Consider the following 23529-nt stretch of genomic DNA (forward strand, 5'->3'; position numbering starts at 1 on the left):
CCAACCGTGAGCGCGAACAACCCGCTTCTGCAGTCCTACGATCTGCCGCCGTTTTCGGCGATCCGTGCCGAGCACGTCCAGCCGGCCATCGAACAGATCCTCGCCGACAACCGTGTCGCCATCGAAGGCATCCTGCAAAGCCAGGGTAAAAATCCGACATGGGCCGGGCTGGTGCTGGCGATGGACGAACTCAATGATCGCCTGGGCGCCGCCTGGAGCCCCGTCAGCCACCTCAACGCCGTGTGCAACAGCGCCGAGCTTCGCGAGGCCTATGAGGCGTGTTTGCCGGCGTTGAGCGCCTATTCCACCGAAATGGGCCAGAACCGCGCCCTGTTCCAGGCGTTCGAAGCCTTGGCCAACAGCCCGGAAGCCGCCGGTTTCGACGTGGCGCAAAAAACCATCCTGGAACACGCCCTGCGTGACTTCCGTTTGTCGGGTATCGATTTGCCGCCCGAGCAGCAAAAGCGCTACGCCGAAGTGCAGAGCAAACTGTCCGAACTGGGCAGCAAGTTCTCCAACCAGTTGCTGGATGCTACCCAGGCATGGACCAAGCACGTCACCGATGAGGCCACCCTCGCCGGCCTGACCGACTCGGCCAAGGCGCAAATGGCCGCCGCCGCCCAGGCCAAGGGCCTTGAAGGCTGGTTGATCACCCTGGAGTTCCCCAGCTACTACGCGGTAATGACCTACGCCCAGGATCGCGCCCTGCGCGAAGAAATCTACGCGGCCTACTGCACCCGTGCGTCGGACCAAGGTCCGAATGCGGGTCAGAACGATAACGGCCCGGTGATGGAACAGATCCTCGACTTGCGTCAGGAACTGGCCCAACTGCTGGGTTATGCGTCCTTCTCCGAGCTGAGCCTGGCGACCAAGATGGCCGAATCCAGTGACCAGGTGCTCAGTTTCCTGCGTGACCTGGCCAAGCGCAGCAAGCCGTTTGCCGCCCAGGACCTGCAACAGCTCAAGGCTTACGCCGCCGAGCAAGGCTGTGCCGACCTGCAGAGCTGGGACAGCGGTTTCTATGGCGAAAAACTGCGTGAGCAGCGCTACAGCGTGTCCCAGGAAGCCCTGCGCGCTTACTTCCCCATCGATAGAGTGCTGGGCGGCCTGTTCGCCATCGTGCAACGCCTGTACGGCATCGAGATCGCCGAGCAGAAAGGCTTCGACACCTGGCATCCGGACGTTCGCCTGTTCGAAATCAAGGAAAACGGCCAGCACGTCGGCCGCTTCTTCTTCGACCTGTACGCCCGCGCCAACAAGCGTGGCGGTGCCTGGATGGACGGCGCCCGCGACCGTCGCCGCACCGTCGACGGCGTGCTGCAGAGCCCGGTGGCCAACTTGGTGTGCAACTTCACCCCGGCCGACAGCGGCAAGCCTGCCCTGCTGACCCACGATGAAGTGACGACGCTGTTCCACGAGTTCGGCCACGGCTTGCATCATCTGCTGACCCGTGTCGAACACGCCGGTGTGTCCGGTATCAACGGCGTGGCCTGGGATGCGGTGGAGTTGCCGAGCCAGTTCATGGAGAACTGGTGCTGGGAGCCTGAAGGCCTGGCGCTGATCTCCGGCCACTATGAAACCGGTGAGCCGCTGCCCCAGGACCTGCTGGAAAAAATGCTCGCGGCGAAGAACTTCCAATCTGGCCTGATGATGGTGCGCCAGCTGGAATTCTCGCTGTTCGACTTTGAACTGCACGCCACCCACGGCGACGGCCGCAGCGTGGCGCAGGTGCTCGAAGGCGTGCGCGACGAAGTCTCGGTAATGCGTCCGCCGGCCTACAACCGCTTCCCGAATAGCTTTGCGCACATCTTCGCCGGTGGTTATGCGGCCGGTTACTACAGCTACAAATGGGCCGAAGTGCTGTCGGCGGATGCCTTTTCCAAGTTTGAAGAAGACGGCGTACTCAACGCCGAGACCGGCCGTGCCTTCCGCGAAGCTATCCTGGCGCGTGGCGGTTCCCAGGCGCCGATGGTGCTGTTTGTCAACTTCCGCGGACGTGCGCCGTCGATTGACGCACTCTTGCGCCACAGCGGCCTGAGTGAGGACGCAGCAGCATGAGTGAAGGGCCTGTGATCACCAAAAAGCAATTTATCGCCGGGGCTGTGTGCCCGGCGTGCAGCGAGCCGGACAAGCTCAAGATGTGGACCGAAGACAACGTGCCGCACCGTGAATGCGTGGCCTGCGGTTATACCGACACGCTCAATGACCAGGGCCTGTCGGTGCCCAAGGAATTGGGTACGCGGGTCAACACCTCGGCGCTCAAAGCGCCGGCGGACCCAAAAATCCAGGCCGTGCAGTTCTTCCCGAACCCCAAGCTGAAAAAAGACTAAAGCCTTCCCCTCCCAAGGTGGGAGCTGACTTGCCTGCGATAGCGTCACCTCGGTCTGACTGAAGAACCGAGGCGCCAGCATCGCAGGCAAGCCAGCTCCCACTTTTTTTGCCCGCCTTTATTCGACTTAGGTCGCTGGATCGATCCCTATCATCGTTAGCCTGCTATCATTTGTATCCATTGATTGCAAAAACCCAAGCCGCTCACTAGAAGCCGCTGATAAATCCGTGACCACATGATGAGGTGCCACCATGTCTGATCAAGATCAAGACAACCCCCGGCGTGACTTTCTGCGCAAATCCTTGACCTTGATCCCGGTGGTCACGGTTGCCAGCACGGGCCTGGGTGGCTCGATGCTGATGGCTACGCCTGAGCCGGCCCAGGCCGCGCCAGCCAAGCCTGACGTGAGCGACAAAGCTTACGAGCCGACTTACTTCACGGCTGAGGAATGGGCTTTCATCAACGCCGCCGTCGAGCGCTTGATCCCCGCTGACGCTCAAGGGCCAGGCGCGTTGGAAGCGGGCGCGCCGGAATACATCGACCGCCAGATGAACACGCCGTACGCCAGCGGCGCCCTGTGGTTCATGCAAGGCCCGTTCAACGCCGATGCACCGCCGGAAATGGGCTGGCAGAGCAAATTGGTGCCCAAGGACATTTATCGCCTGGGCATTGCCGCGACGGATGCATGGTCGAAGGCGTTCAACGGTAAAGCTTTTGCCGCGCAAGACAGCGCTACCCGAGACGACATGCTGCGTCGCCTGGAGGCTGGCGGTGGTGAGTTGGGCGCACATTTCGATGCCGTGCCGCCCAAGATGTTCTTCAACCTGCTGCTGCAAAACACCAAGGAAGGCTTCTTCTGCGACCCAATCCACGGTGGCAACAAAGGCATGGTCGGCTGGACCATGATCGGCTTCCCCGGCGCCCGCGCCGACTTCATGGACTGGGTGGAACGTAACGAGCCTTACCCCTTCCCGGCTGTTTCCATGCGCGGCGAGAGGGCATAAACGTGGCGACCATCATGAAGAAAGTAGACGCGGTGATCGTAGGTTTCGGCTGGACCGGCGCGATCATGGCCAAAGAGCTGACGGAAGCGGGCCTCAACGTGCTGGCGCTGGAACGTGGCCCGATGCAGGACACGTACCCGGACGGCAGCTATCCCCAGGTCATCGACGAATTGACCTACAGCGTGCGTAAAAAGCTCTTCCAGGACATTTCCAAGGAAACGGTGACCATTCGCCACAGCGTGAATGATGTTGCACTGCCGAACCGTCAGCTGGGCGCGTTTTTGCCAGGCAATGGCGTCGGCGGCGCGGGGCTGCACTGGTCCGGCGTGCATTTTCGTGTCGATCCGATCGAGTTGCGCATGCGCAGCCACTACGAAGAGCGCTACGGCAAACACTTCATTCCCAAAGACATGACCATCCAGGACTTCGGTGTCAGTTATGAAGAGCTGGAGCCGTTTTTCGACTACGCCGAAAAAGTCTTCGGCACCTCCGGCCAAGCCTGGACCGTAAAAGGCCAATTGGTCGGCGAAGGCCGTGGCGGCAACCCCTATGCGCCGGATCGCTCCAACCCGTTTCCGCTGGCCTCGCAGAAAAACACCGTCTCCGCACAGCTGTTCCAGAAAGCGGCGGCCGAGGTCGGTTACAAACCTTACAATTTGCCCTCAGCCAATACCTCGGGGCCCTACACCAACCCCTACGGTGCGCAGATGGGCCCGTGCAACTTCTGCGGTTTCTGCAGCGGCTACGTGTGCTACATGTATTCCAAGGCCTCGCCGAATGTGAACATCCTGCCAGCGTTGCGCCAGGTGCCGAACTTCGAGCTGCGGGCCAATTCCCACGTGCTCAAGGTCAACCTCGACAGCACCGGGAGCAAGGCCACCGGCGTGACCTATATCGACGCCCAGGGGCGCGAATGCGAACAGCCGGCGGACCTGGTCATCCTCGGTGCGTTCCAGTTCCATAATGTGCGGCTGATGCTGTTGTCCGGGATCGGCAAGCCCTACGACCCGATTACCAATGAGGGTGTGGTGGGCAGGAACTTCGCCTACCAGAACATGGCCACCATCAAGGCCTTCTTCGACAAAGACACCCACACCAACAACTTCATCGGTGCGGGCGGCAATGGCGTGGCCATCGATGACTTCAACGCCGACAACTTCGACCACGGCCCCCATGGCTTTGTGGGCGGCTCGCCGATGTGGGTCAACCAGGCCGGCAGCCGGCCGATTGCCGGTACGTCCAACCCGCCGGGCACGCCGGCCTGGGGCAGCGCCTGGAAGCGCGCCACCGCCGATTACTACACCCACCAGGTGTCGATGGATGCCCACGGCGCGCATCAGTCCTACCGAGGCAACTACCTGGATCTGGACCCGGTTTATCGTGATGCCTACGGCCTGCCGTTGCTGCGGATGACGTTCGACTGGCAGGAAAACGACATCAAGATGAACCGCTTCATGGTCGAGAAAATGAGCAAGGTCGCCGAAGCGATGAACCCCAAGGCCATTGCCTTGCTCGGCAAGAAGGTCGGTGAGCATTTCAACACCGCGTCGTACCAGACCACCCACCTCAACGGCGGCGCGATCATGGGTACCGACCCGAAAACCAGTGCATTGAACCGCTACCTGCAATGCTGGGATGTGCACAACGTGTTTGTTCCAGGTGCATCCGCTTTCCCACAAGGCTTGGGCTACAACCCGACCGGCCTGGTGGCGGCGCTGACCTATTGGTCGGCCCGGGCGATCCGCGAGCAATACTTGAAAAACCCCGGCCCGCTGGTTCAGGCATAAGGAGCGATGACCATGAAAGCACTTGTTATCGCGACCTTCGCGGCCTCCCTGGTGTGGCTCAGCAGTTGTTCGGTGAGCGCCGCCGAAACCGACCTGGTCAAGCAGGGCGAATACCTGGCCCGCGCCGGTGACTGCGTGGCCTGCCACACGGCCAAGGGTGGCAAACCCTTCGCGGGCGGCCTGCCGATGGAAACCCCCATCGGCGTGATCTACTCCACCAACATCACCCCGGACAAGACTGGCCTGGGCGACTACAGCTTCGAAGACTTCGACAAGGCCGTGCGCCATGGCGTCGCCAAGAGCGGCAGTACGCTTTACCCGGCGATGCCCTACCCGTCTTACGCGCGTGTCAGCGAAAGCGACATGCAAGCGTTGTATGCGTATTTCATGAAGGGCGTCGAGCCGGTCGCCCAGGAAAACAAGGACAGCGATATTCCATGGCCCTTGAGCATGCGTTGGCCCTTGGCGGCGTGGCGCTGGATGTTCGCGCCCGAGGTTGCGGATTACCAGGCACCGGCCAATGCCGACCCGGTGATCAGCCGTGGCGCCTACCTGGTCGAAGGCCTCGGCCACTGCGGTGCGTGCCATACGCCACGGGCGCTGACCATGCAGGAAAAAGCCCTGCGCGCCACGGACGGCAACGCGTTCCTGTCCGGCAGCGCGCCGCTGGAAGGCTGGATTGCCAAGAGCCTGCGCGGCGACCACAAGGACGGCCTCGGCGGTTGGAGCGAGGAACAATTGGTGCAATTCCTCAAGACCGGGCGCAGTGATCGCAGCGCAGTGTTTGGCGGCATGAGCGACGTTGTGGTCCACAGCATGCAGTACATGTCGGAAAACGACCTGACAGCTATCGCCCGTTACCTCAAGAGCCTGCCGGCGGTAGATCCCAAGGACCAGCCGCACCAGTACGACAAGCAGGTCGCAGACGCCTTGTGGAAAGGCGATGACCGCCAGCGCGGAGCCTCGGTGTATATCGATAACTGCGCGGCTTGCCATCGTACCGACGGCCATGGGTACACGCGGGTGTTCCCGGCGCTGGCGGGCAACCCGGTGCTGCAGACGGCGGACGCCACGTCGCTGATCAACATCGTGTTGAACGGCGGCACCCTGCCGGCTACCCATGCGGCGCCGTCGACCTTCACCATGCCGGCATTTGCCTGGCGTCTGTCGGACCAGGAAGTGGCGGATGTCGTCAGTTTCATCCGGGGCAGTTGGGGCAACCAGGGCGCGCCCGTGACCGCCGGCGAGGTGAAGGCCCTGCGCGACAACGATATGCACACCACTTCCGGCGACGACCTGGGCCAAGTCACGCAAAAGCATTGATGCATGCCTGACCGCCAAACGGCACTGGTCAGAAACCTTGCGCCTCGGTACTGTATATAAAAACAGTATCGAGGCGTTTTCATGTCTACTCCGCTGCCGCCCCGTGGCCGGGGCACGGCCACCAACCTGCACAACCGCTTTGCGCCCACGGTCAGCGTGGCCGAGGATGACGGCTGGTACCAGGAAGTGCCGCCGACCCAGGGCACCGAGGTGCGTATCGAAACGGCCAAGACCATCATCACCCGTAACAACTCGCCGGACCTGCCGTTCGACCGCTCGATCAACCCCTACCGGGGCTGCGAACATGGCTGCATCTACTGCTATGCGCGGCCCAGCCATGCCTATTGGGACATGTCGCCGGGGCTCGATTTCGAAACCCGGTTGATCGCCAAGAGCAACGCCGCCGATGTGCTGGAACAGCAGTTATCCAAACCCGGCTATGTGTGCGCCCCGATCAACCTGGGCTCCAACACCGACCCCTATCAGCCGATCGAGCGCGAGTACCGGATCACCCGGCAAACCCTCGAAGTGCTGCTGCGCTACCGGCATCCGGTGACCATCATTACCAAGGGCTCGCTGATCCTGCGTGATCTTGATCTGCTGACCGAGCTGGCGCGCCAGCGTCTGGTGGCCGTGATGATCAGCCTCACCAGCCTGGACGATGAGCTCAAGCGCATCCTGGAACCCCGCACGGCGGCGCCCAAGGCGCGGTTGCGGGCCATCCGGGTGATGCGCGAGGCGGGTATCCCGGTGGGGGTGCTGTGCTCGCCGATGATCCCGATGATCAACGACAGTGAGCTGGAGAGCCTGCTGACCGAAGCCCATGCCGCCGGCGCGCAAAGCGCAGCGTACATGATGCTGCGCCTGCCGCTGGAGGTGGCGCCGCTGTTCGAGGAGTGGTTGGCGGCGCATTACCCGCAGCGGGCGGCCCATGTGATGAGCCTGGTTCGCCAGGTGCGCGGTGGTGAGGTCTACGACAGCCGTTTCGGCGTGCGCATGCGTGGCGAAGGGCCGTTTGCCGATCTGCTGGCCCAGCGGTTCAGCAAGGCGATCAAGCGCCTGGGGCTGAACCGGCGGGAAGGCTTCAATCTCGATTGCACGGCGTTTTGCCCACCGGGCAGGCAGATGGCTTTGTTGTAGACTGAAGAGGCGAAACGCGAAGTCCTTGTAGGAATAGTCGCGTTTTGACATCACTGAAACCCGCGTTCTAGAGCGGTTCATTCAGTTTGAGTTAAGTTTCGGTGGTTACCTTGTTCAGCGAGTGACTGATGAGTCGGCGCCTCGGTTTTTGGCATTTACAACTATTGCACTGACCTGGCGTCGAATTGCCCTGAACACTCCCCCTGCATTAATCAAGAGGATGAATCATGAGTGACCAGGATAAACAGCCGTTGGCTGCGTCGGCTTCGACCCCTCAGGTGGCGGAAACCGCCGATGCAGCGCTTAAGCACATCGTTGACGGTTTTTTGCATTTCCATCATGACGTCTTCCCGCAGCAGGAAGAACTCTTCAAGAAACTCGCCACGGCCCAGAGCCCACGGGCGATGTTCATTACCTGTGCCGACTCGCGCATCGTGCCCGAGCTGATCACCCAAAGCTCCCCGGGCGACCTGTTCGTGACGCGTAACGTCGGTAACGTAGTACCGCCGTACGGCCAGATGAACGGTGGTGTGTCCACCGCCATCGAGTATGCGGTGCTCGCCTTGGGCGTGCAGCACATCATTGTCTGCGGCCACTCCGATTGCGGCGCGATGCGCGCGGTACTCAACCCCGACAGCCTGGAGAAAATGCCGACGGTCAAGGCCTGGCTGCGGCATGCCGAGGTCGCCAAGACCATGGTGCACGACAACTGCGACTGCGCAAGCGAAGGCGAGAGCATGAAGGTGCTGACCGAAGAAAACGTCATCGCCCAGTTGCAACACTTGCGCACCCACCCTTCCGTGGCGTCACGCATGGCCAATGGTCAGTTGTTCATCCATGGCTGGATCTACAACATCGAAACCAGCGAAATCAGAGCCTTTGACGCGGACCAGTCGGCGTTCCGACCGCTGGGTGGCGACGGGCCGATCCCTTGCGCGACGCCTAAAGCGCGCTTCTAAAACACTTCCCTGCCGGGTAAAGCGGTGGCTGCCATGGACGCAGCCAGGCTTTACCGCGCCCGGCAAATGCCTCGGGAGAGCCATCATGCGTGCTGCTCAATTGAAAGCTGTATTGCCACGGGAGCTGCTGGCTTCCGTGGTTGTTTTTCTGGTCGCCCTGCCCCTGTGCATGGGTATCGCGATCGCTTCCGGCATGCCGCCGGCCAAGGGGCTGATCACCGGCATCATCGGTGGCCTGGTGGTGGGTTGGCTGGCGGGTTCGCCGCTGCAGGTCAGCGGACCGGCGGCGGGCCTGGCGGTGTTGGTCTTTGAGTTGGTGCGCCAGCACGGCATGCTGATGCTCGGGCCGATTCTGTTGCTGGCGGGGTTTCTGCAACTGGTTGCCGGGCGTTTGCGCCTGGGTTGCTGGTTCCGCGTGACGGCCCCTGCCGTGGTGTACGGCATGCTGGCAGGCATTGGCGTTTTGATTGTGCTGTCGCAGATCCACGTGATGCTCGACGGCGCACCCAAGCCTTCCGGGCTGGATAACCTGGCAGGTTTCCCGGCGGCTTTGGCTGACGCGATTCCGGCCCTGGGCGGTGGCCTGGGCTGGCAGGCAGGACTGCTCGGTTTGTCGACGATGCTGGTGATGTACGTATGGGATAAATTTCGTCCGCAAGGTCTGCGCTTTGTACCGGGTGCCTTGTTGGGCGTGGGCCTGACCACCGTGGCCAGCCTGGTGCTGGCGTTGCAGGTCAAGCGCGTGGAAGTCCCGGAAAACCTCGCCGATGCCATTGATTGGCTGCGTCCCAGCGACTTGCTGAACCTCGCCGATCCGCAGCTGTTGATCGCCGCGTTCGCCGTGGCTTTTATCGCCAGTGCCGAGACCCTGCTGTCCGCCGCGGCGGTCGATCGCATGCACAGCGGTCAGCGTTCTGATTTCGACAAGGAATTATCCGCTCAAGGTGTAGGCAACATGCTTTGCGGGCTGGTTGGCGCGTTGCCGATGACGGGCGTGATCGTGCGCAGCTCGGCCAACGTGCAGGCCGGTGCCACCACGCGTTTGTCGGCAATGTTCCACGGGTTGTGGTTGCTGGCGTTCGTGCTGCTGCTGTCGAGTGTGCTGCAAAGCATTCCGGTGGCGAGCCTGGCGGGCGTGTTGGTGTACACCGGGATCAAGCTGGTGGACATCAAGGCGTTCAAGGCACTGGGCCGCTACGGGCGGATGCCTATGTTTACCTACGCCGCCACGGCGCTGGCGATCATCCTCACCGACCTGCTGACCGGCGTGCTGGTGGGCTTCGGGTTGACGTTGGTGAAGCTGGCGTTCAAGGCGTCGAGGCTGAAAGTCAGCCTGATCGACCTGCCGCAGGAGGCTGAGATGGAGTTACGCCTGACGGGGGCGGCTACTTTCCTGAAAGTGCCGGCGTTGACCCAGGTGTTGGCGACGGTGCCGGCAGGAACGACCTTGCACGTGCCGCTGAATAATCTGAGCTATATCGACCATTCTTGCCTGGAACTGCTGGAAGAATGGGGGCGTGCCAACGCGGCCAAAGGCTCCAAGCTGGTCATCGAGGCGCGTGGGCTCAAGCGCCGGCTGGAAGGCCGGGTGCGGATGACGACGGGGGTAGGTTCAGCGGCATCTGTAAGCTGACGAAACCGAATCAAAAATGCTTGTGTGGGAGCTGGCTTGCCTGCGATGGAATCGCCTCGGTATAACTGAAAAACCCAGGTGATCCCATCGCGGGCAAGCCCGGCTCCCACACAAGCCCGCTCCCACATTTGATCTCTATCGGTACGGAAAGTCAGGCAGGCTGATCCAACGCCAACTCAACCCCCAACTGCCGCGACAGGCACGGCCAGCGCTTCCAGGCGGCTTCCGTTTGCGGACTCTTGAGCTTTTCGCGATAGACCTCGACCGACTCCAGCGCAAAGCTCTCTTCGTTGAGCATTTCATCCACCGCGTGGTGCACCGCTTCATCCAGCTGATTGGCGAAGGCTTCGCCGATCAGCCGATGGGCAATGACATTGGCCACCGTGGTGTCCGCCGGAATCAACGGCTGGCCGAAGTGCTTGATATACAGATCGTTGACCTCTTCCACCAAACGGTGGGCCAGATAGGCCTCGTCCAGCAGGCCGTCGAGCCCTTCATGGCCGGCCAGGATGGCGGGTGGCTGCAGGAAGAAATGCTCGGCGATCTTCAGCACCGGCTTGATCTGGCTTTCGATACCGGCTTCGCGGGCCACGTCGTTGGCGGCGTCCAGCAAATCCGGGACGAGATCGATGTAGGCGGTAACAAAGCGGGTCATGACCATGTTGCGATCACCGTCAGCCAGGGAAATGGCCGAATGCAGGTGCGGCAATTGTTTTTCCAGTTGCTGGGCAAGCTGGCCCGTGCTGGTTTCGTGTTGATGGGCACGGGAAATCTGCTCGCGCAATGCGGCGGTGTTCATGAAGGCTCCAATGATTTGCAGGTGTAGGAAAAGGGAGAAGTTAAGGTAGCTCGTTTATACGAGGGCCTCAGACGCATTTGTCATAATTATTTCATGGTTATGCATCGCCGTTATATCGAATTGCCATCGTTTGCCGAATAAACGATTCCGCTCCCGGTTTTGTTGGCTCGGGCCGATCATTTTCGGTTCATTTGCCCCTACACATTGCGGGGTTGCAGAGCCTGTCTATACTCGGATTTGTAGGCGATTAGCTGATGACGCCAGACTGCATAAGCAGGCAAGGCTAAGCGGTTGTAAGCACTATGGAAGCCGCTCCCTTCGACGCAGGTGCAAACCGGCGGGATAACAAGAACGATAAGGGGAACCCGCAATGATGCGACATCCACACGTTTGGATGGGCCTCCTGTTGTCGTCGGTATTCGGCCAGGCACATGCCGCCTGGACAACGAATATGGCGCCAGGGGCCACCGAAGTCAGTCACGCAGTGTTCGACCTGCACATGACCATTTTCTGGATTTGTGTGGTGATCGGCGTCATCGTGTTTGGCGCGATGTTCTGGTCGATGATCCTTCACCGCCGCTCCACCGGCCAGGTCGCGGCCAAGTTCCACGAGAGCACCACCGTGGAAATCCTCTGGACCGTGGTGCCGTTGCTGATTCTGGTTGCGATGGCCATCCCCGCGACCAAGACCCTGATCAATATCTACGACAGCAGTGAATCGGATATCGATATCCAGGTCACCGGTTACCAGTGGAAATGGCATTACAAATACCTGGGCCAGGACGTGGAATTCTTCAGCAACCTGGCTACGCCTGCCGAACAGATTCGTAACCAGGCGACCAAGGGCGAACACTACCTGCTGGAAGTTGACCAGCCGTTGGTGCTGCCGGTGGGGGCCAAGGTGCGCTTTCTGGTGACGGCCGCCGACGTGATCCATTCGTGGTGGGTGCCGGCGTTTGCGGTCAAGCGTGACGCCATTCCCGGCTTCGTCAACGAGGCCTGGACCCGTGTCGAGAAGCCCGGCATCTACCGCGGCCAGTGCGCCGAACTGTGCGGCAAGGACCACGGTTTCATGCCCATCGTGGTCGAGGTCAAGTCCAGGGCCGACTACGACACCTGGCTCGGCGAGCGCAAGCAAGAGGCCGCCAAGCTCAAGGAGCTGACCTCCAAGGAGTGGACGCTTGAAGAGCTGGTAGCGCGTGGCGACAAGGTCTACCACACCACCTGTGTGGCCTGCCACCAGGCTGAAGGCCAGGGCCTGCCGCCGATGTTCCCGGCGCTCAAGGGCTCGAAAATCGCCACCGGGCCCACGGCCGATCACCTGAACATCGTCTACAACGGCAAGCCTGGCACCGCGATGGCAGCCTTCGGCAAGCAGCTCTCTGAAGTGGACATCGCCGCCGTGGTGACCTACGAGCGCAACGCCTGGGGCAATAACAAAGGCGACATGGTCACGCCTAAAGACGTGCTGGCCATCAAGCAGGCGCAAAGCCAATGACCGACTTCATGGCATTTACCTCTACCCGCCCCGCCCACTCGCTTGCAGGAGAACGGCCATGAGCGCTGTGATCGATGACCATGGTCATGCCGACCATGCCCACGGCCCCGCCAAGGGGTTGATGCGCTGGGTGCTGACCACCAACCACAAAGACATCGGCACCATGTACTTGTGGTTCGCCTTCGCCATGTTCCTGCTCGGCGGTTCGTTTGCCATGGTGATCCGTGCCGAACTGTTCCAGCCAGGCCTGCAGATCGTGGAGCCGGCGTTCTTCAACCAGATGACCACCATGCACGGCCTGATCATGGTGTTCGGCGCGGTGATGCCGGCGTTTGTCGGCCTGGCCAACTGGATGATCCCGCTGATGATCGGCGCGCCGGACATGGCCCTGCCGCGCATGAACAACTTCAGCTTCTGGCTGCTGCCGGCGGCCTTCCTGCTGCTGGTCTCGACGCTGTTCAGCCCCGGTGGCGGGCCGAATTTCGGCTGGACGTTCTACGCGCCGCTGTCCACCACCTACGCGCCGGAAAGCGTGACGTTCTTTATCTTTGCCATTCACCTGATGGGCATCAGTTCGATCATGGGCGCGATCAACGTGGTCGCCACCATCCTCAACCTGCGCGCGCCGGGTATGACGTTGATGAAAATGCCGCTGTTCGTCTGGACCTGGCTGATCACCGCGTTCCTGCTGATCGCGGTGATGCCGGTACTGGCCGGTTGCGTGACCATGATGCTGATGGATATCCACTTCGGCACCAGCTTTTTCAGTGCGTCCGGCGGCGGTGATCCGGTGCTGTTCCAGCATGTGTTCTGGTTCTTCGGCCACCCCGAGGTGTACATCATGATCCTGCCGGCCTTCGGCGCCGTCAGTTCGATCATCCCGACTTTTTCGCGCAAGCCGCTGTTTGGCTACACCTCGATGGTCTACGCCACGGCGAGCATCGCGTTCCTGTCGTTCATCGTGTGGGCGCACCACATGTTCGTGGTGGGTATTCCATTGGTGGGCGAGCTGTTCTTCATGTACGCCACGCTGCTGATCGCCGTGCCGACCGGGGTAAAGGTATTCAACTGGGTCAGCACCATGTGGCAAGGCTCGCTGACGTTCGAAACGCCGATGCTGTTTGCCGTGGCCTTCGTGATCCTGTTCACCATCGGCGGCTTCTCCGGGCTGATGCTGGCGATTGCCCCGGCGGACTTCCAGTACCACGACACCTACTTTGTGGTGGCGCACTTCCATTACGTATTGGTGCCCGGCGCGATCTTCGGCATCTTCGCCTCGGCCTACTACTGGTTGCCGAAGTGGACCGGGCACATGTACGACGAAACCCTGGGCAAGCTGCACTTCTGGCTGTCTTTCGTGGGCATGAACATGGCGTTTTTCCCGATGCACTTCGTCGGGCTGGCGGGCATGCCGCGCCGGGTGCCGGACTACAACCTGCAGTTCGCCGACTTCAACATGGTGTCCTCGATTGGTGCCTTCATGTTTGGGGCTACGCAGATATTCTTCCTGTTTATCGTGATCAAGTGCATCCGCGGCGGTACGCCGGCACCGGCCAAACCCTGGGATGGCGCCGAAGGCCTGGAGTGGAGCGTGCCCTCGCCGGCGCCGTACCACACCTTCACTACGCCGCCGGAGGTTAAATGAATACCTTGGCGCTGGGAAAACGCCCTCCTGTAGGAGCGAGCTTGCTCGCGAAGAACGCCAGCGCGCCGCGTTTATACAGAATGCCCCCGTTATCGTTGGCGACCTTCGCGAGCAAGCTCGCTCCTACAGAAAAGCAGCTTCGAGGTGAGCACCATGGCTGACTCCGTGCCCCTCAAACGCCTGGTCACCCGCCTGCTGATCCTGGTGCTGGCGATGTTCGCCTTCGGCTTCGCCCTGGTGCCGATCTACGACGTGATGTGCAAAGCGTTCGGCATCAACGGCAAGACCGCCGGGCAGTACGAGGGCTCCCAGGTGGTGGACCCGTCGCGCCAGGTGCGCGTGCAGTTCCTGTCCACCAACGCCATCGACATGGTCTGGGAGTTTCATGCCAAGGCAGATGAAGTGGTGGTCAATCCCGGCGCGGTCACCGAGATGCTGTTCGTGGCCTTCAACCCCACCGACAAGGCCATGACCGCCCAGGCGGTACCGAGCATTTCCCCGGCCGAAGCGGCGATGTATTTCCACAAGACCGAGTGCTTTTGCTTTACCCAGCAAGTGCTGCAGCCAGGCGAGCGCATCGAAATGCCGGTGCGCTTCATCGTCGACCGCGACATGCCCAAGGATGTGAAGCATCTGACCCTGGCGTACACGCTGTTTGACATCACTGCGCGCCAACCGCCCGCGGCGGTCCGCACCGGGGGCTAGCTACTGTTTGCCCGCTCAATCAGGAGAGCGAATACATGTCGACTCATGATACGTACTACGTACCAGCGCAAAGCAAATGGCCGATAATTGCCACGTTTGGCCTGTTGATCACCGTGTACGGCCTGGGCCTGTGGTTCAACGATTTAAAGGCGTTGCGCCCGGAATCCCACGGCCCCTGGATCTTTTTCGTCGGTGGTTTGCTGCTGGCGTACATGATGTTTGGCTGGTTTGGTGCGGTGATCAAGGAAAGCCGCGCCGGTTTGTACAGTTCGCAGATGGACCGCTCGTTTCGCTGGGGCATGAGCTGGTTCATCTTTTCCGAAGTGATGTTCTTTATTGCATTCTTCGGGGCGCTGTTCTACGTACGCCACCTGTCCGCGCCGGCGTTGGCCGGTGAAGGACCCAAGGGCATCGCGCACATGCTGTGGCCGAACTTCGAGTTTGCCTGGCCGTTGCTGAACAACCCTGATCCCAAGCTGTATCCGGCACCCAAGGGCACGATCAGCCCGTGGGGGCTGCCACTGGTGAACACCATTTTGCTGGTGAGCTCCAGTGTAACCATCACCATTGCCCACCATGCCTTGCGCAAAGGCCATCGCGGTGCGCTGAAGCTGTGGCTGGCAATCACTGTGCTGCTGGGCGTGGCGTTCCTTGGGTTCCAGGCCGAGGAATATATCCATGCTTACAAGGAGCTCGGGCTCACCCTCGGCTCGGGTGTCTACGGCGCCACCTTCTTCATGCTCACTGGTTTTCACGGCGCCCACGTCACCATCGGCACCATCATTCTGTTCGTGATGCTGATGCGCATCCTCAAGGGTCACTTCGATGCCGAGCATCAGTTCGGTTTCGAGGCGGCCAGTTGGTATTGGCACTTTGTGGATGTGGTGTGGATCGGGCTGTTTTTCTTCGTCTATGTGCTGTGAGGTGCCTCACCACGGCGCATGAGAAACCAGTTGGCCGCTGAAAAACCCCCAGGTGATCAACGCCAGGGTCATCACGGCCAGCGCGACACGCACGGTCAAGGCCGTGACGAGGCGGTTGGAGTGGCCCTCGTCCTTGACCAGGAAAAACAAGCCACTGAACAGGCTCACGACAGTCGCGATCAGCATCAGGGCAATGGCTGCTTTGAGCATGGTCAGGCTCCCGGCTTTGATGGGCACTTAGGGGAAATGGGCGGGCAATGAAAACAAGTATAGCCAGCGCCATGAAATGCTTTCGTCCCGGGGTCGCACCCACGCTGGTCGTGCTGGTGTTGCTACCGCTGATGGCCGGCCTGGGGTTCTGGCAACTGTCCCGTGGTCATGAAAAACAGCGGCTGGTGGACAGCTATACCGAGCGGCGTGCGGCTGATCCGGTCAACAGTGCGCAACTCAATGACATCACTGACCCGGCCTTTCGCCGCGTGCAGTTGCGCGGGCAATTCGACGCCGAGCACAGCGTGCTGCTCGATAATCGGATGCGCGACGGCAAGGCCGGCGTCGAACTGCTGCAACCCTTTCACGACCAGGCCAGCGGCCTGTGGCTGTTGCTCAATCGCGGCTGGCTGCCCTGGCCGGATCGGCGCACGCCGCCGGTCTTCAGCACCCCTGAACAGCCGTTGAATCTGCAGGCCTGGGTGTACGTCGCCCCTGGCGAAACCTTTCAGTTGCATGCCGACCCGGCGGGCGCGCAATGGCCGCGCCTGCTGACCGCGCTGCACCCCGCCGCGTTGTGGGCTGAGCTGGGTCGCAACGGTTTCGCCTATGAACTGCGGGCCGAAGCAGGCCCCGGCACCTACGAAACCACTTGGCCCATTGTGGCCATGGGGCCGGAAAAACACTTGGCGTATGCCGTGCAGTGGTTCGCCATGTCGCTGGCCCTGCTGGCGCTTTATCTCTATCTCGGATGGCACAACAAAAAGGAGAAGCCCCATGGGAGCGGCCATGAGTCCACCCAACACGTCTGAACTGCCTGACCGGCGCAAAGGCCGTTGGCAGCTGATCCTGATCCTGCTGATGGTGATCGGCCCGATGGCGCTGGCGACTTTCATGTACAAGCTGCAGTTCTGGGTCCCGGACGGCCGCAGCTACCATGGCGAACTGATCGGCAATGGCCAGACGCGTGGCGACATTGGCGTGCAGGCCGACGAACAGCGCTGGCAATTGCTGGTGACCGCGCCCGCCGCCTGCGCCGCCGATTGCCGGCAACTGGTGTACCTCGCGCGCCAGTTGCAGATCGGCCTGGGCCGCGATGCTTCGCGCGCCAGCCATGCCTTGGCCAGCGCGCAGCCCGTCAGCAGCGATTACGCCGCCAAGCTCAAGGCCGAGTACCCACAACTGCAGCGCTATCCGCTGGACCTGTCGACGTTCACTAAAAATGCCAGTGCGCCGGGCGATGCGCAGCTGTGGATCGTCGATCCCCACGGCAATCTGGTGTTGCGCTACGACGCCACGGTCAAGGGCAAGGACTTGCTCAACGACCTGCGCCATTTGCTGAAACTGTCGAACATCGGATAGGGGCATCGTCATGGCCAAACCCGGATTTCGCCTCGCGTTGTTTGCCACCTTGCTGGCGCTGGTCGTCGTGCTGCTCGGTGCCTACACCCGCTTGACCCACGCCGGCCTGGGTTGCCCGGATTGGCCCGGCTGCTACGGTTTTATCAGCGTGCCGCAAAGTGAAGCCCAACTGGCCCATGCCGAGTTGCATTTTCCTGATACACCGGTGGAAGCGGCCAAGGGCTGGAGCGAGATGATCCATCGCTACTTTGCCGGCACGCTGGGTGTACTGATCGCGCTGCTGGCGGCGCGTTCCTGGAGCCATCGGCGTGATCCGGGCCAGCCGGTGAAACTGCCGTTGTTCGTGCTGGCGGTGGTGGTTGCCCAGGCGGCGTTTGGCATGTGGACGGTGACGTTGAAGCTGTGGCCGCAGGTGGTGACAGGTCATCTTTTGGGCGGCTTTGCCACCTTGAGCCTGCTGTTTCTGCTGACCTTGCGCCTGTCCGGCGTGCTGCCCGCGTTGATCGTGCCCAAGCGCCTGCAATATTGGGCCACCGCCGGGCTGGTGCTGGTGATCGCGCAGATTGCGCTCGGCGGTTGGGTCAGCGCCAACTATGCGGCGGTGGCCTGTGTTGATTTGCCGACGTGTCATGGTGATTGGTGGCCGGCTGCGGATTTCGCCAATGGCTTTCACCTCACCCAGCACATCGGCCCCAACTACCTTGGCGGGCAATTGGACAGCGAAGCGCGCACCGCCATCCACCTGACCCACCGCGCTGGCGCCGTGATCGTCAGCCTGGTGCTGCTCGGCCTGGCCTGGCAACTGCGTGCGGTCGGCATGACGCGGTTGGCGGGTTTGCTGCTGATCGCCCTGGCCGCGCAAGTCTGCCTGGGTGTGAGCAATGTGTATTTCGGCCTGCCGCTGCCGGTGGCGGTCGGGCATAACGCCGGGGGCGCGGCGCTGTTGCTGAGCCTGGTGCTGGTCAATTATCACGCGCGCACCAGCCTGGTCCGGGTGCGCAAGCCGCTGCCATTCGCTTGGCGATTTATCCCGCGCAAACCGGTGTCGGGCCTGATGACCCTTAAAGGAGAGATGCCATGGCGACCCTGATCGGCGCGCGTCACGGCCAGGCGATCTGGCGTGACTACCTGGAGCTGACCAAGCCGAAGGTGGTGGTGCTGATGCTCATCACTTCCTTGGTGGGGATGTTCCTGGCGACCCGTGCCGGCGTGCCGTGGACGGTGCTGGTGTTCGGCAACCTGGGGATTGCCCTGTGTGCGGGCGGCGCGGCGGCGGTCAACCATGTAGTGGACCGGCGGATTGACGCGGTAATGGCGCGCACCCACAAGCGGCCCTTGGCAGAGGGGCGCGTCTCACCACTGGCGGCGTTGGCGTTTGCATTGTTTCTGGCTGTTGCAGGGCTGGCGCTGTTGCTGGCGTTCACCAATGTGCTGGCGGCATGGCTGACCCTGGCTTCGTTGCTGGGCTACGCCGTGATCTACACCGGGTTTCTAAAGCGCGCGACGCCGCAGAATATTGTCATCGGCGGGCTGGCCGGCGCGGCGCCGCCGTTGTTGGGGTGGGTTGCCGTCACCGGCCACGTCAGCGCCGAACCCTTGCTGCTGGTGCTGATCATCTTCGCCTGGACCCCGCCGCACTTCTGGGCGCTGGCCATTCACCGCAAGGAGGAATATGCCAAGGCCGACATCCCGATGCTGCCGGTCACCCATGGCGAGCACTACACCAAGGTGCACATCCTGCTCTACACCTTCGCCCTGCTGGCGGTGAGCCTGATGCCTTATGTGATCCATATGAGCGGCTTGCTCTACCTTGCGTGCGCGCTGGTATTGGGCGGACGCTTTCTGCAATGGGCCTGGGTGTTGTACCGTGGCGCTCGGCCGCACGCGGCGATCAACACCTTCAAGTACTCTATCTGGTACCTGTTCCTGCTGTTTATCGCCCTGCTCGTAGACCACTACCTACTGTTGAACCTATGACTCGAACTCAAAAGACTGTCTTCATCCTGGTAGCCCTGGTGGCATTGATCATGGGCCTGACCGTTAACAAAGTGCTCTCGGGCAAGGGCCAGGGCGACCCCACCGCGCTGATCGACGCAGGCATCATCCTGCTGCCGCAAAGCCGCCAATTGCCGCCGGTGACCATGACAGACCAGAACGGCCAGCCGGTGCTCGTCAACGAATTGAAAGGCAAGTGGAGCCTGCTGTTCTTCGGCTACACCTTCTGCCCGGACATCTGCCCCACCACCCTCGCCCAACTGCGCCAGATCAAGAGCGAGCTGCCCAAGGACGTTGTGGATAAGTTGCAGGTGGTCCTGGTGAGCGTCGACCCGAACCGCGATACGCCGACCCAGCTCAAGCAGTACCTGGGCTACTTCGACCCGCAGTTCCAGGGCCTCACCGGCGCGAATGTGGAGGATGTACAGAAAGTCTCGAATGCCGTAAGCATCCCGTTTATTCCGGCCGACACCAGCAAGCCGAACTACACCGTCGACCACAGCGGCAACCTCGCGCTGATCGGGCCGGACGGGACACAGCGCGGGTTTATTCGTGCGCCGCTGAACAGCCAGAAGCTGGTGGCACAATTGCCGGGGTTGTTGCAGCGTAAGTAAGCCGATCACCACCCTGCCAACAACACACATCACCTGTGGGAGCTGGCTTGCCTGCGATAGCGGTGGACCAGTACCTGATAGGCTGGCTGACCCACCGCCATCGCAGGCAAGCCAGCTCCCACAGTGGTTTTGTGCAAGGGTTGAGCAGTGTGTCGTCGGATATTTCCCGCAAGATGTCGCGCCCTGCATGAACTTGTTGGGCGCTCTTGGGGTGGCTAGTCTTTGCCCTGTCGCTGCAAATTCAGTGACAGGGTGTGGAAGCCCTTATATCGTTAGGCGCACAAAGCGCCACCAAGTGTCAGGCGCTTTTTTTCTTGTCTGCGTTTTATGGTGGTTGTGCGCGGGGCGCTTTCGAGTGCGCCGGGTGCCTAACGTCCCGGTCTTCCACACCTGCGTACAACCGCCACCCATTACGTGGAAGTAGTGTTTGGCGGTCCTTTGATACGTTAGGAGCCAGACCATGCAAGTACTTACCCCTGATCCCCCTATCACTCCCGAAGTCTTCACCCGCCACCATCACCAACTGCATGCCGTGCTGATCGACGGTCAGCCCTGGTTCAGTGCTTCCGACATCGGCCACCTGATGGGCCTGCACCTCAACCCGGCATTACTGCGAAAACTCGATCCCGATCAGCAACACACTCTGCCCCTGATCACTCACGGTCACTGCGCACCGACCTTGATGGTCAGCGAGTCTGGCGTCTATGCGATGCTCATCTATCACTACTACCCGGAGAACCGTTGCCTGCGTCAGTGGCTGACTCATGAGGTCATACCTGCGCTGCGTGGCAAACAGCGGGTAAGTGTGTCGGCCTGATCGTTCAGGCAACACAAAGCAATTGTGGGAGCTGGCTTGCCTGCGATTGCGGTGGGTCAGTCAGCCTATTAGCCACTGGTCCAACGCTATCGCAGGCAAGCCAGCACCCACATTTTTGATCTTCAGTGTTTTGGAGATCGAGGCCGATCAGAACGCCGGCAGGATTGCGCCTTTGTACTTCTCGAGGATGAACGCTTTCACTTCAGGCGTGTGCAGCGCTGCAACCAGCTTCTTCACCGCATCCGAATCCTTGTTGTCTTCGCGGGTCACCAGGATGTTCACGTAAGGCGAGTCGTTGCCTTCGATGACCAAAGCATCCTTGGAGGGGTCCAGCTTGGCTTCCAGCGCGTAGTTGGTGTTGATCAGCGCCAGGTCGACCTGGGTCAGCACGCGCGGCAGGGTGGCGGCTTCCAGTTCGCGGAATTTCAGGTTTTTGCTGTTACCGGTGATGTCCTTGATGGTCGACAGGATGTCAGTCGGGTCCTTCAGGGTGATCAGGCCGTTCTTGGCCAGCAGCAACAGCGCGCGGCCGCCATTGGTGGCGTCGTTCGGAATCACGACGTTGGCGCCGCTCGGCAGCTCGTCCAGCTTCTTGTACTTGCTGGAGTAGGCGCCCAGGGGCTCCAGGTGCACGGCGCCGACGCTCACCAGGTGAGTGCCCTTGGCTTTGTTGAATTCATCCAGGTACGGCTGGTGCTGGAAGAAGTTGGCGTCCAGGCGTTTTTCCGCCACTTGCACGTTTGGTTGCACGTAGTCGGTGAAGACTTTGACCTGCAGGTCCACGCCTTCTTTGGCGAGTGCAGGTTTCACGAATTCGAGGATTTCCGCGTGCGGCACCGGCGAAGCGGCGACCGTGAGGGTCTCGGCGTGGGCGGAGAACGCGGCAACGGCGGCGAAAGCAACCAGTAGTTTTTTCATCCAACAAGCTCCTTGTTCGGGCATGTGCCGGCGCCTGGCCGGCCATGGCCGTTATTTTCGAGAAAAGTGCACCACCAGCTTGTCGCCGACGGTTTGCAGAATTTGCACCAGAATCAGCAGCATCACCACGGTGACCACCATCACGTCGGTCTGGAAGCGCTGGTAACCGAAACGGATCGCCAGGTCACCCAGGCCACCAGCACCGACTACACCGGCCATCGCCGTGTAGGACACCAGTGTAATCGCCGTCACCGTAATCGCCGCGAAAATGCCGGGACGGGCTTCGGGCAACAAGGCGTTGGTGATGATCTGGCGGGTGGTGGCGCCCATGGATTGGGTCGCCTCGATGATGCCGCGGTCCACTTCGCGCAGGGCGGTTTCAACCAGGCGTGCGAAGAACGGCGTGGCACCGACGACCAGCGGTGGAATCGCACCCGCCACGCCCAGCGATGTGCCAGTGATCAGGACGGTGAACGGGATCATCACGATCAACAGGATGATGAACGGCAGCGAGCGCAGGATATTGACGATCAGCGACAGCAGTGCGTACAGGCCCTTCTGTTCGAACAACTGGCGCGGGCTGGTCAGGAACAGCAGCACGCCCAGCGGCAGGCCCAGCAGCACGGTGAAGAACAGCGAGCCGAATAGCATGGTCATGGTGTCGCCGGTGGCGAGCCAGATTTCGGACCAGTCGATATTGGCGAAGAAACTCAACAGGACTTCCATTAGCGCAGGACCTCCATGTGGACGTCAGCGGCGGTGAAGCGCGCGAAGGCTGCTTCCATGTCGCCACCCGTAACGGCGAGGGTCAGTTGCCCGTAGGGGATGTCTTTGATGCGGTCGATACGACCGGCGAGGATGCTGTAGTCCACCCCCGTTTCGCGGGCGACGGTACCCAGCAACGGCGCGTAGGTCGCTTCGCCCTGAAACGTCAGGCGTACGATACGGCCTGGGACGTGGGCGAAGTCATCGCGTTGCTCGCCTTCATCGACCTGCTCGGCTTCTTGGACGAAGCGTTTGGTGGTCGGGTGTTTGGGATGCAGGAACACATCGGCCACCGAGCCTTGCTCGACGATCACGCCGGCGTCCATCACCGCCACCTGGTCGCAGACGCGGCGGATCACATCCATTTCGTGGGTGATCAGCACGATGGTCAGCTTGAGTTCGCGGTTGATCTCGGCCAGCAGTTGCAGCACCGAGGCGGTGGTCTGCGGGTCGAGCGCGCTGGTGGCTTCGTCGCACAGCAAGATCTTGGGCTTGGTCGCCAGGGCGCGAGCAATGCCGACGCGCTGCTTCTGGCCGCCGGACAACTGCGCCGGGTACTTCCTGGCGTGGTCCGACAGGCCGACGCGGGCGAGCAACTCGGCGACGCGCAGGTCGATGTCCTTGCGCGACAATTCGCCGGCCAGGGTCAGGGGCAGCGCGACGTTGTCGGCGACGGTCTTGGAGGCCAGCAGGTTGAAGTGCTGGAAGATCATCCCGACCTGCTGGCGAAAACGGCGCAGGCCGTTGGCGTCCAGGGCGGTGACTTCTTCGCCATCCACCGTGATCTGGCCGCCGCTCGGTTCTTCGAGGCGGTTGATCAGGCGCAGCAGGGTGCTTTTACCCGCACCCGAGTGGCCGATCAGGCCAAATACCTGGCCGTTCTCGACGCGCAGGCTGGTGGAATGCAGGGCGGGGATATCCTTACCGGCGACGCGGTAGGTTTTATGGACGTTTTGAAACTCGATCACGTAGCGAACCTTGTGGGGCGCATTGAAAAGGGATCAGCGGTTAGCCGGGCGCGCATTTTAGCCTGTCCGACTAGCGTTTCTTAGCATTTATTTCGCATCCACCCAGCGATTTGGCAATAACGCGATCAAAGGTCA

The 23529-nt window shown here is 61.3% G+C and carries 23 protein-coding genes; 18 read left to right on the top strand and 5 right to left on the bottom strand.

Translation table 11 applies throughout. From position 1 onward, the window contains the following. The first annotated feature begins 6 nt into the window (after nucleotides 1-6). The 8 genes from prlC to BLL36_RS15240 all read left to right on the top strand — a co-directional run bounded on the left by prlC (nucleotide 7) and on the right by BLL36_RS15240 (nucleotide 10175). Nucleotides 7-2058 (top strand): oligopeptidase A, encoded by a 2052-nt coding sequence (prlC, locus tag BLL36_RS15205; RefSeq protein ID WP_076952203.1) that lies wholly within the window; start codon nucleotides 7-9, stop codon nucleotides 2056-2058. Continuing rightward, entirely contained in the window at nucleotides 2055-2330 is a 276-nt protein-coding gene (locus tag BLL36_RS15210) for a YheV family putative zinc ribbon protein (protein WP_065880359.1), read from the top strand. Before prlC ends, BLL36_RS15210 begins: the two co-directional genes overlap by 4 nt. 250 nt (nucleotides 2331-2580) lie before the next feature. Beyond that, the gene (locus BLL36_RS15215; protein WP_076952204.1) at nucleotides 2581-3333 is read left to right on the top strand and encodes a gluconate 2-dehydrogenase subunit 3 family protein; all 753 of its coding nucleotides are present in this window, start codon (nucleotides 2581-2583) and stop codon (nucleotides 3331-3333) included. Between the two features lie 2 nt (nucleotides 3334-3335). Continuing rightward, complete coding sequence (locus BLL36_RS15220; protein ID WP_076952205.1) at nucleotides 3336-5120, top strand: GMC family oxidoreductase; 1785 nt, start codon at nucleotides 3336-3338, stop codon at nucleotides 5118-5120. Nucleotides 5121-5132: 12 nt separating this feature from the next. Next, nucleotides 5133-6443: a cytochrome c gene (locus BLL36_RS15225; protein ID WP_076952206.1), complete on the top strand. Its 1311-nt coding sequence runs from the start codon at nucleotides 5133-5135 to the stop codon at nucleotides 6441-6443. A gap of 81 nt (nucleotides 6444-6524) precedes the next feature. After that, nucleotides 6525-7583, top strand: coding sequence for a PA0069 family radical SAM protein (locus tag BLL36_RS15230; RefSeq protein WP_076952207.1), 1059 nt, complete (start codon nucleotides 6525-6527; stop codon nucleotides 7581-7583). A gap of 227 nt (nucleotides 7584-7810) precedes the next feature. After that, on the top strand, nucleotides 7811-8542 hold the full coding sequence (locus BLL36_RS15235; protein WP_076952208.1) for a carbonic anhydrase: 732 nt from the start codon (nucleotides 7811-7813) through the stop codon (nucleotides 8540-8542). 85 nt (nucleotides 8543-8627) lie between these two features. Continuing rightward, nucleotides 8628-10175: a SulP family inorganic anion transporter gene (locus tag BLL36_RS15240; RefSeq protein WP_076952209.1), complete on the top strand. Its 1548-nt coding sequence runs from the start codon at nucleotides 8628-8630 to the stop codon at nucleotides 10173-10175. A 151-nt stretch (nucleotides 10176-10326) separates the two neighbouring features. Here BLL36_RS15240 and BLL36_RS15245 read toward each other — a convergent pair whose 3' ends face one another. Next, nucleotides 10327-10974, bottom strand: a complete 648-nt coding sequence (locus tag BLL36_RS15245) for a hypothetical protein (RefSeq protein ID WP_076952210.1) — start codon at nucleotides 10972-10974, stop codon at nucleotides 10327-10329. 370 nt (nucleotides 10975-11344) lie between these two features. Here BLL36_RS15245 and coxB point away from each other — a divergent pair, with 370 nt between their 5' ends. The 4 genes from coxB (at nucleotide 11345) to BLL36_RS15265 (ending at nucleotide 15745) form a co-directional block, all read left to right on the top strand. Further along, nucleotides 11345-12472: a cytochrome c oxidase subunit II gene (gene coxB / locus BLL36_RS15250; protein WP_076952211.1), complete on the top strand. Its 1128-nt coding sequence runs from the start codon at nucleotides 11345-11347 to the stop codon at nucleotides 12470-12472. A gap of 58 nt (nucleotides 12473-12530) precedes the next feature. Next, entirely contained in the window at nucleotides 12531-14117 is a 1587-nt protein-coding gene (ctaD, locus tag BLL36_RS15255) for a cytochrome c oxidase subunit I (protein ID WP_076952212.1), read from the top strand. Nucleotides 14118-14270: 153 nt separating this feature from the next. Next, on the top strand, nucleotides 14271-14822 hold the full coding sequence (locus tag BLL36_RS15260; protein ID WP_076952213.1) for a cytochrome c oxidase assembly protein: 552 nt from the start codon (nucleotides 14271-14273) through the stop codon (nucleotides 14820-14822). Between the two features lie 35 nt (nucleotides 14823-14857). After that, nucleotides 14858-15745, top strand: a complete 888-nt coding sequence (locus tag BLL36_RS15265; RefSeq protein ID WP_076952214.1) for a cytochrome c oxidase subunit 3 — start codon at nucleotides 14858-14860, stop codon at nucleotides 15743-15745. 6 nt (nucleotides 15746-15751) lie between these two features. Here the strand turns inward: BLL36_RS15265 and BLL36_RS15270 are convergent, their stop codons facing one another. Then, nucleotides 15752-15955, bottom strand: coding sequence for a twin transmembrane helix small protein (locus tag BLL36_RS15270; RefSeq protein ID WP_076952215.1), 204 nt, complete (start codon nucleotides 15953-15955; stop codon nucleotides 15752-15754). Nucleotides 15956-16002: 47 nt separating this feature from the next. Here BLL36_RS15270 and BLL36_RS15275 point away from each other — a divergent pair, with 47 nt between their 5' ends. The 6 genes from BLL36_RS15275 to BLL36_RS15300 all read left to right on the top strand — a co-directional run bounded on the left by BLL36_RS15275 (nucleotide 16003) and on the right by BLL36_RS15300 (nucleotide 20743). Continuing rightward, on the top strand, nucleotides 16003-16767 hold the full coding sequence (locus BLL36_RS15275; protein WP_076952216.1) for an SURF1 family protein: 765 nt from the start codon (nucleotides 16003-16005) through the stop codon (nucleotides 16765-16767). Next, nucleotides 16733-17317 (top strand): hypothetical protein, encoded by a 585-nt coding sequence (locus BLL36_RS15280; RefSeq protein WP_076952275.1) that lies wholly within the window; start codon nucleotides 16733-16735, stop codon nucleotides 17315-17317. Before BLL36_RS15275 ends, BLL36_RS15280 begins: the two co-directional genes overlap by 35 nt. 10 nt (nucleotides 17318-17327) lie before the next feature. Beyond that, on the top strand, nucleotides 17328-18407 hold the full coding sequence (locus BLL36_RS15285) for a COX15/CtaA family protein (protein ID WP_076952217.1): 1080 nt from the start codon (nucleotides 17328-17330) through the stop codon (nucleotides 18405-18407). After that, nucleotides 18395-19294: a heme o synthase gene (gene cyoE / locus BLL36_RS15290; protein ID WP_076952218.1), complete on the top strand. Its 900-nt coding sequence runs from the start codon at nucleotides 18395-18397 to the stop codon at nucleotides 19292-19294. Before BLL36_RS15285 ends, cyoE begins: the two co-directional genes overlap by 13 nt. Next, a complete protein-coding gene (locus tag BLL36_RS15295; RefSeq protein ID WP_076952219.1) occupies nucleotides 19291-19926 on the top strand; it encodes an SCO family protein in 636 nt (211 codons plus the stop codon). Before cyoE ends, BLL36_RS15295 begins: the two co-directional genes overlap by 4 nt. A 460-nt stretch (nucleotides 19927-20386) precedes the next feature. Next, entirely contained in the window at nucleotides 20387-20743 is a 357-nt protein-coding gene (locus BLL36_RS15300) for a BRO-N domain-containing protein (RefSeq protein ID WP_076952220.1), read from the top strand. A 147-nt stretch (nucleotides 20744-20890) separates the two neighbouring features. Here BLL36_RS15300 and BLL36_RS15305 read toward each other — a convergent pair whose 3' ends face one another. From BLL36_RS15305 to BLL36_RS15315, 3 genes are read right to left on the bottom strand one after another with little or no spacing between them, the layout of a single operon-like run. Then, complete coding sequence (locus BLL36_RS15305; RefSeq protein WP_076952221.1) at nucleotides 20891-21661, bottom strand: MetQ/NlpA family ABC transporter substrate-binding protein; 771 nt, start codon at nucleotides 21659-21661, stop codon at nucleotides 20891-20893. 51 nt (nucleotides 21662-21712) lie between these two features. Further along, entirely contained in the window at nucleotides 21713-22387 is a 675-nt protein-coding gene (locus BLL36_RS15310; RefSeq protein ID WP_076952222.1) for a methionine ABC transporter permease, read from the bottom strand. Then, the gene (locus BLL36_RS15315) at nucleotides 22387-23394 is read right to left on the bottom strand and encodes a methionine ABC transporter ATP-binding protein (protein WP_076952223.1); all 1008 of its coding nucleotides are present in this window, start codon (nucleotides 23392-23394) and stop codon (nucleotides 22387-22389) included. The genes BLL36_RS15310 and BLL36_RS15315 overlap by 1 nt, the downstream gene beginning before the upstream one ends. Nucleotides 23395-23529 lie beyond the last annotated feature (135 nt).

Source organism: Pseudomonas cedrina subsp. cedrina (assembly GCF_001983175.1).
In the GTDB taxonomy this organism is placed as follows: Bacteria; Pseudomonadota; Gammaproteobacteria; order Pseudomonadales; family Pseudomonadaceae; genus Aquipseudomonas; species Aquipseudomonas cedrina.

Excerpts from the sequence above, each read along its gene's own strand:
- BLL36_RS15285 (WP_076952217.1), top strand. The coding sequence starts at position 17,328 with ATGGCCAAACCCGGATTTCGCCTCGCGTTGTTTGCCACCTTGCTGGCG.
- BLL36_RS15245 (WP_076952210.1), bottom strand. The coding sequence starts at position 10,974 with ATGAACACCGCCGCATTGCGCGAGCAGATTTCCCGTGCCCATCAACAC.
- BLL36_RS15225 (WP_076952206.1), top strand. The coding sequence starts at position 5,133 with ATGAAAGCACTTGTTATCGCGACCTTCGCGGCCTCCCTGGTGTGGCTC.
- BLL36_RS15240 (WP_076952209.1), top strand. The coding sequence starts at position 8,628 with ATGCGTGCTGCTCAATTGAAAGCTGTATTGCCACGGGAGCTGCTGGCT.
- BLL36_RS15235 (WP_076952208.1), top strand. The coding sequence starts at position 7,811 with ATGAGTGACCAGGATAAACAGCCGTTGGCTGCGTCGGCTTCGACCCCT.
- BLL36_RS15260 (WP_076952213.1), top strand. The coding sequence starts at position 14,271 with ATGGCTGACTCCGTGCCCCTCAAACGCCTGGTCACCCGCCTGCTGATC.
- coxB (WP_076952211.1), top strand. The coding sequence starts at position 11,345 with ATGATGCGACATCCACACGTTTGGATGGGCCTCCTGTTGTCGTCGGTA.
- BLL36_RS15215 (WP_076952204.1), top strand. The coding sequence starts at position 2,581 with ATGTCTGATCAAGATCAAGACAACCCCCGGCGTGACTTTCTGCGCAAA.
- BLL36_RS15305 (WP_076952221.1), bottom strand. The coding sequence starts at position 21,661 with ATGAAAAAACTACTGGTTGCTTTCGCCGCCGTTGCCGCGTTCTCCGCC.
- BLL36_RS15230 (WP_076952207.1), top strand. The coding sequence starts at position 6,525 with ATGTCTACTCCGCTGCCGCCCCGTGGCCGGGGCACGGCCACCAACCTG.
- BLL36_RS15310 (WP_076952222.1), bottom strand. The coding sequence starts at position 22,387 with ATGGAAGTCCTGTTGAGTTTCTTCGCCAATATCGACTGGTCCGAAATC.
- BLL36_RS15270 (WP_076952215.1), bottom strand. The coding sequence starts at position 15,955 with ATGCTCAAAGCAGCCATTGCCCTGATGCTGATCGCGACTGTCGTGAGC.
- BLL36_RS15210 (WP_065880359.1), top strand. The coding sequence starts at position 2,055 with ATGAGTGAAGGGCCTGTGATCACCAAAAAGCAATTTATCGCCGGGGCT.
- ctaD (WP_076952212.1), top strand. The coding sequence starts at position 12,531 with ATGAGCGCTGTGATCGATGACCATGGTCATGCCGACCATGCCCACGGC.
- BLL36_RS15295 (WP_076952219.1), top strand. The coding sequence starts at position 19,291 with ATGACTCGAACTCAAAAGACTGTCTTCATCCTGGTAGCCCTGGTGGCA.
- BLL36_RS15265 (WP_076952214.1), top strand. The coding sequence starts at position 14,858 with ATGTCGACTCATGATACGTACTACGTACCAGCGCAAAGCAAATGGCCG.
- BLL36_RS15300 (WP_076952220.1), top strand. The coding sequence starts at position 20,387 with ATGCAAGTACTTACCCCTGATCCCCCTATCACTCCCGAAGTCTTCACC.
- BLL36_RS15280 (WP_076952275.1), top strand. The coding sequence starts at position 16,733 with ATGGGAGCGGCCATGAGTCCACCCAACACGTCTGAACTGCCTGACCGG.
- cyoE (WP_076952218.1), top strand. The coding sequence starts at position 18,395 with ATGGCGACCCTGATCGGCGCGCGTCACGGCCAGGCGATCTGGCGTGAC.
- BLL36_RS15275 (WP_076952216.1), top strand. The coding sequence starts at position 16,003 with ATGAAAACAAGTATAGCCAGCGCCATGAAATGCTTTCGTCCCGGGGTC.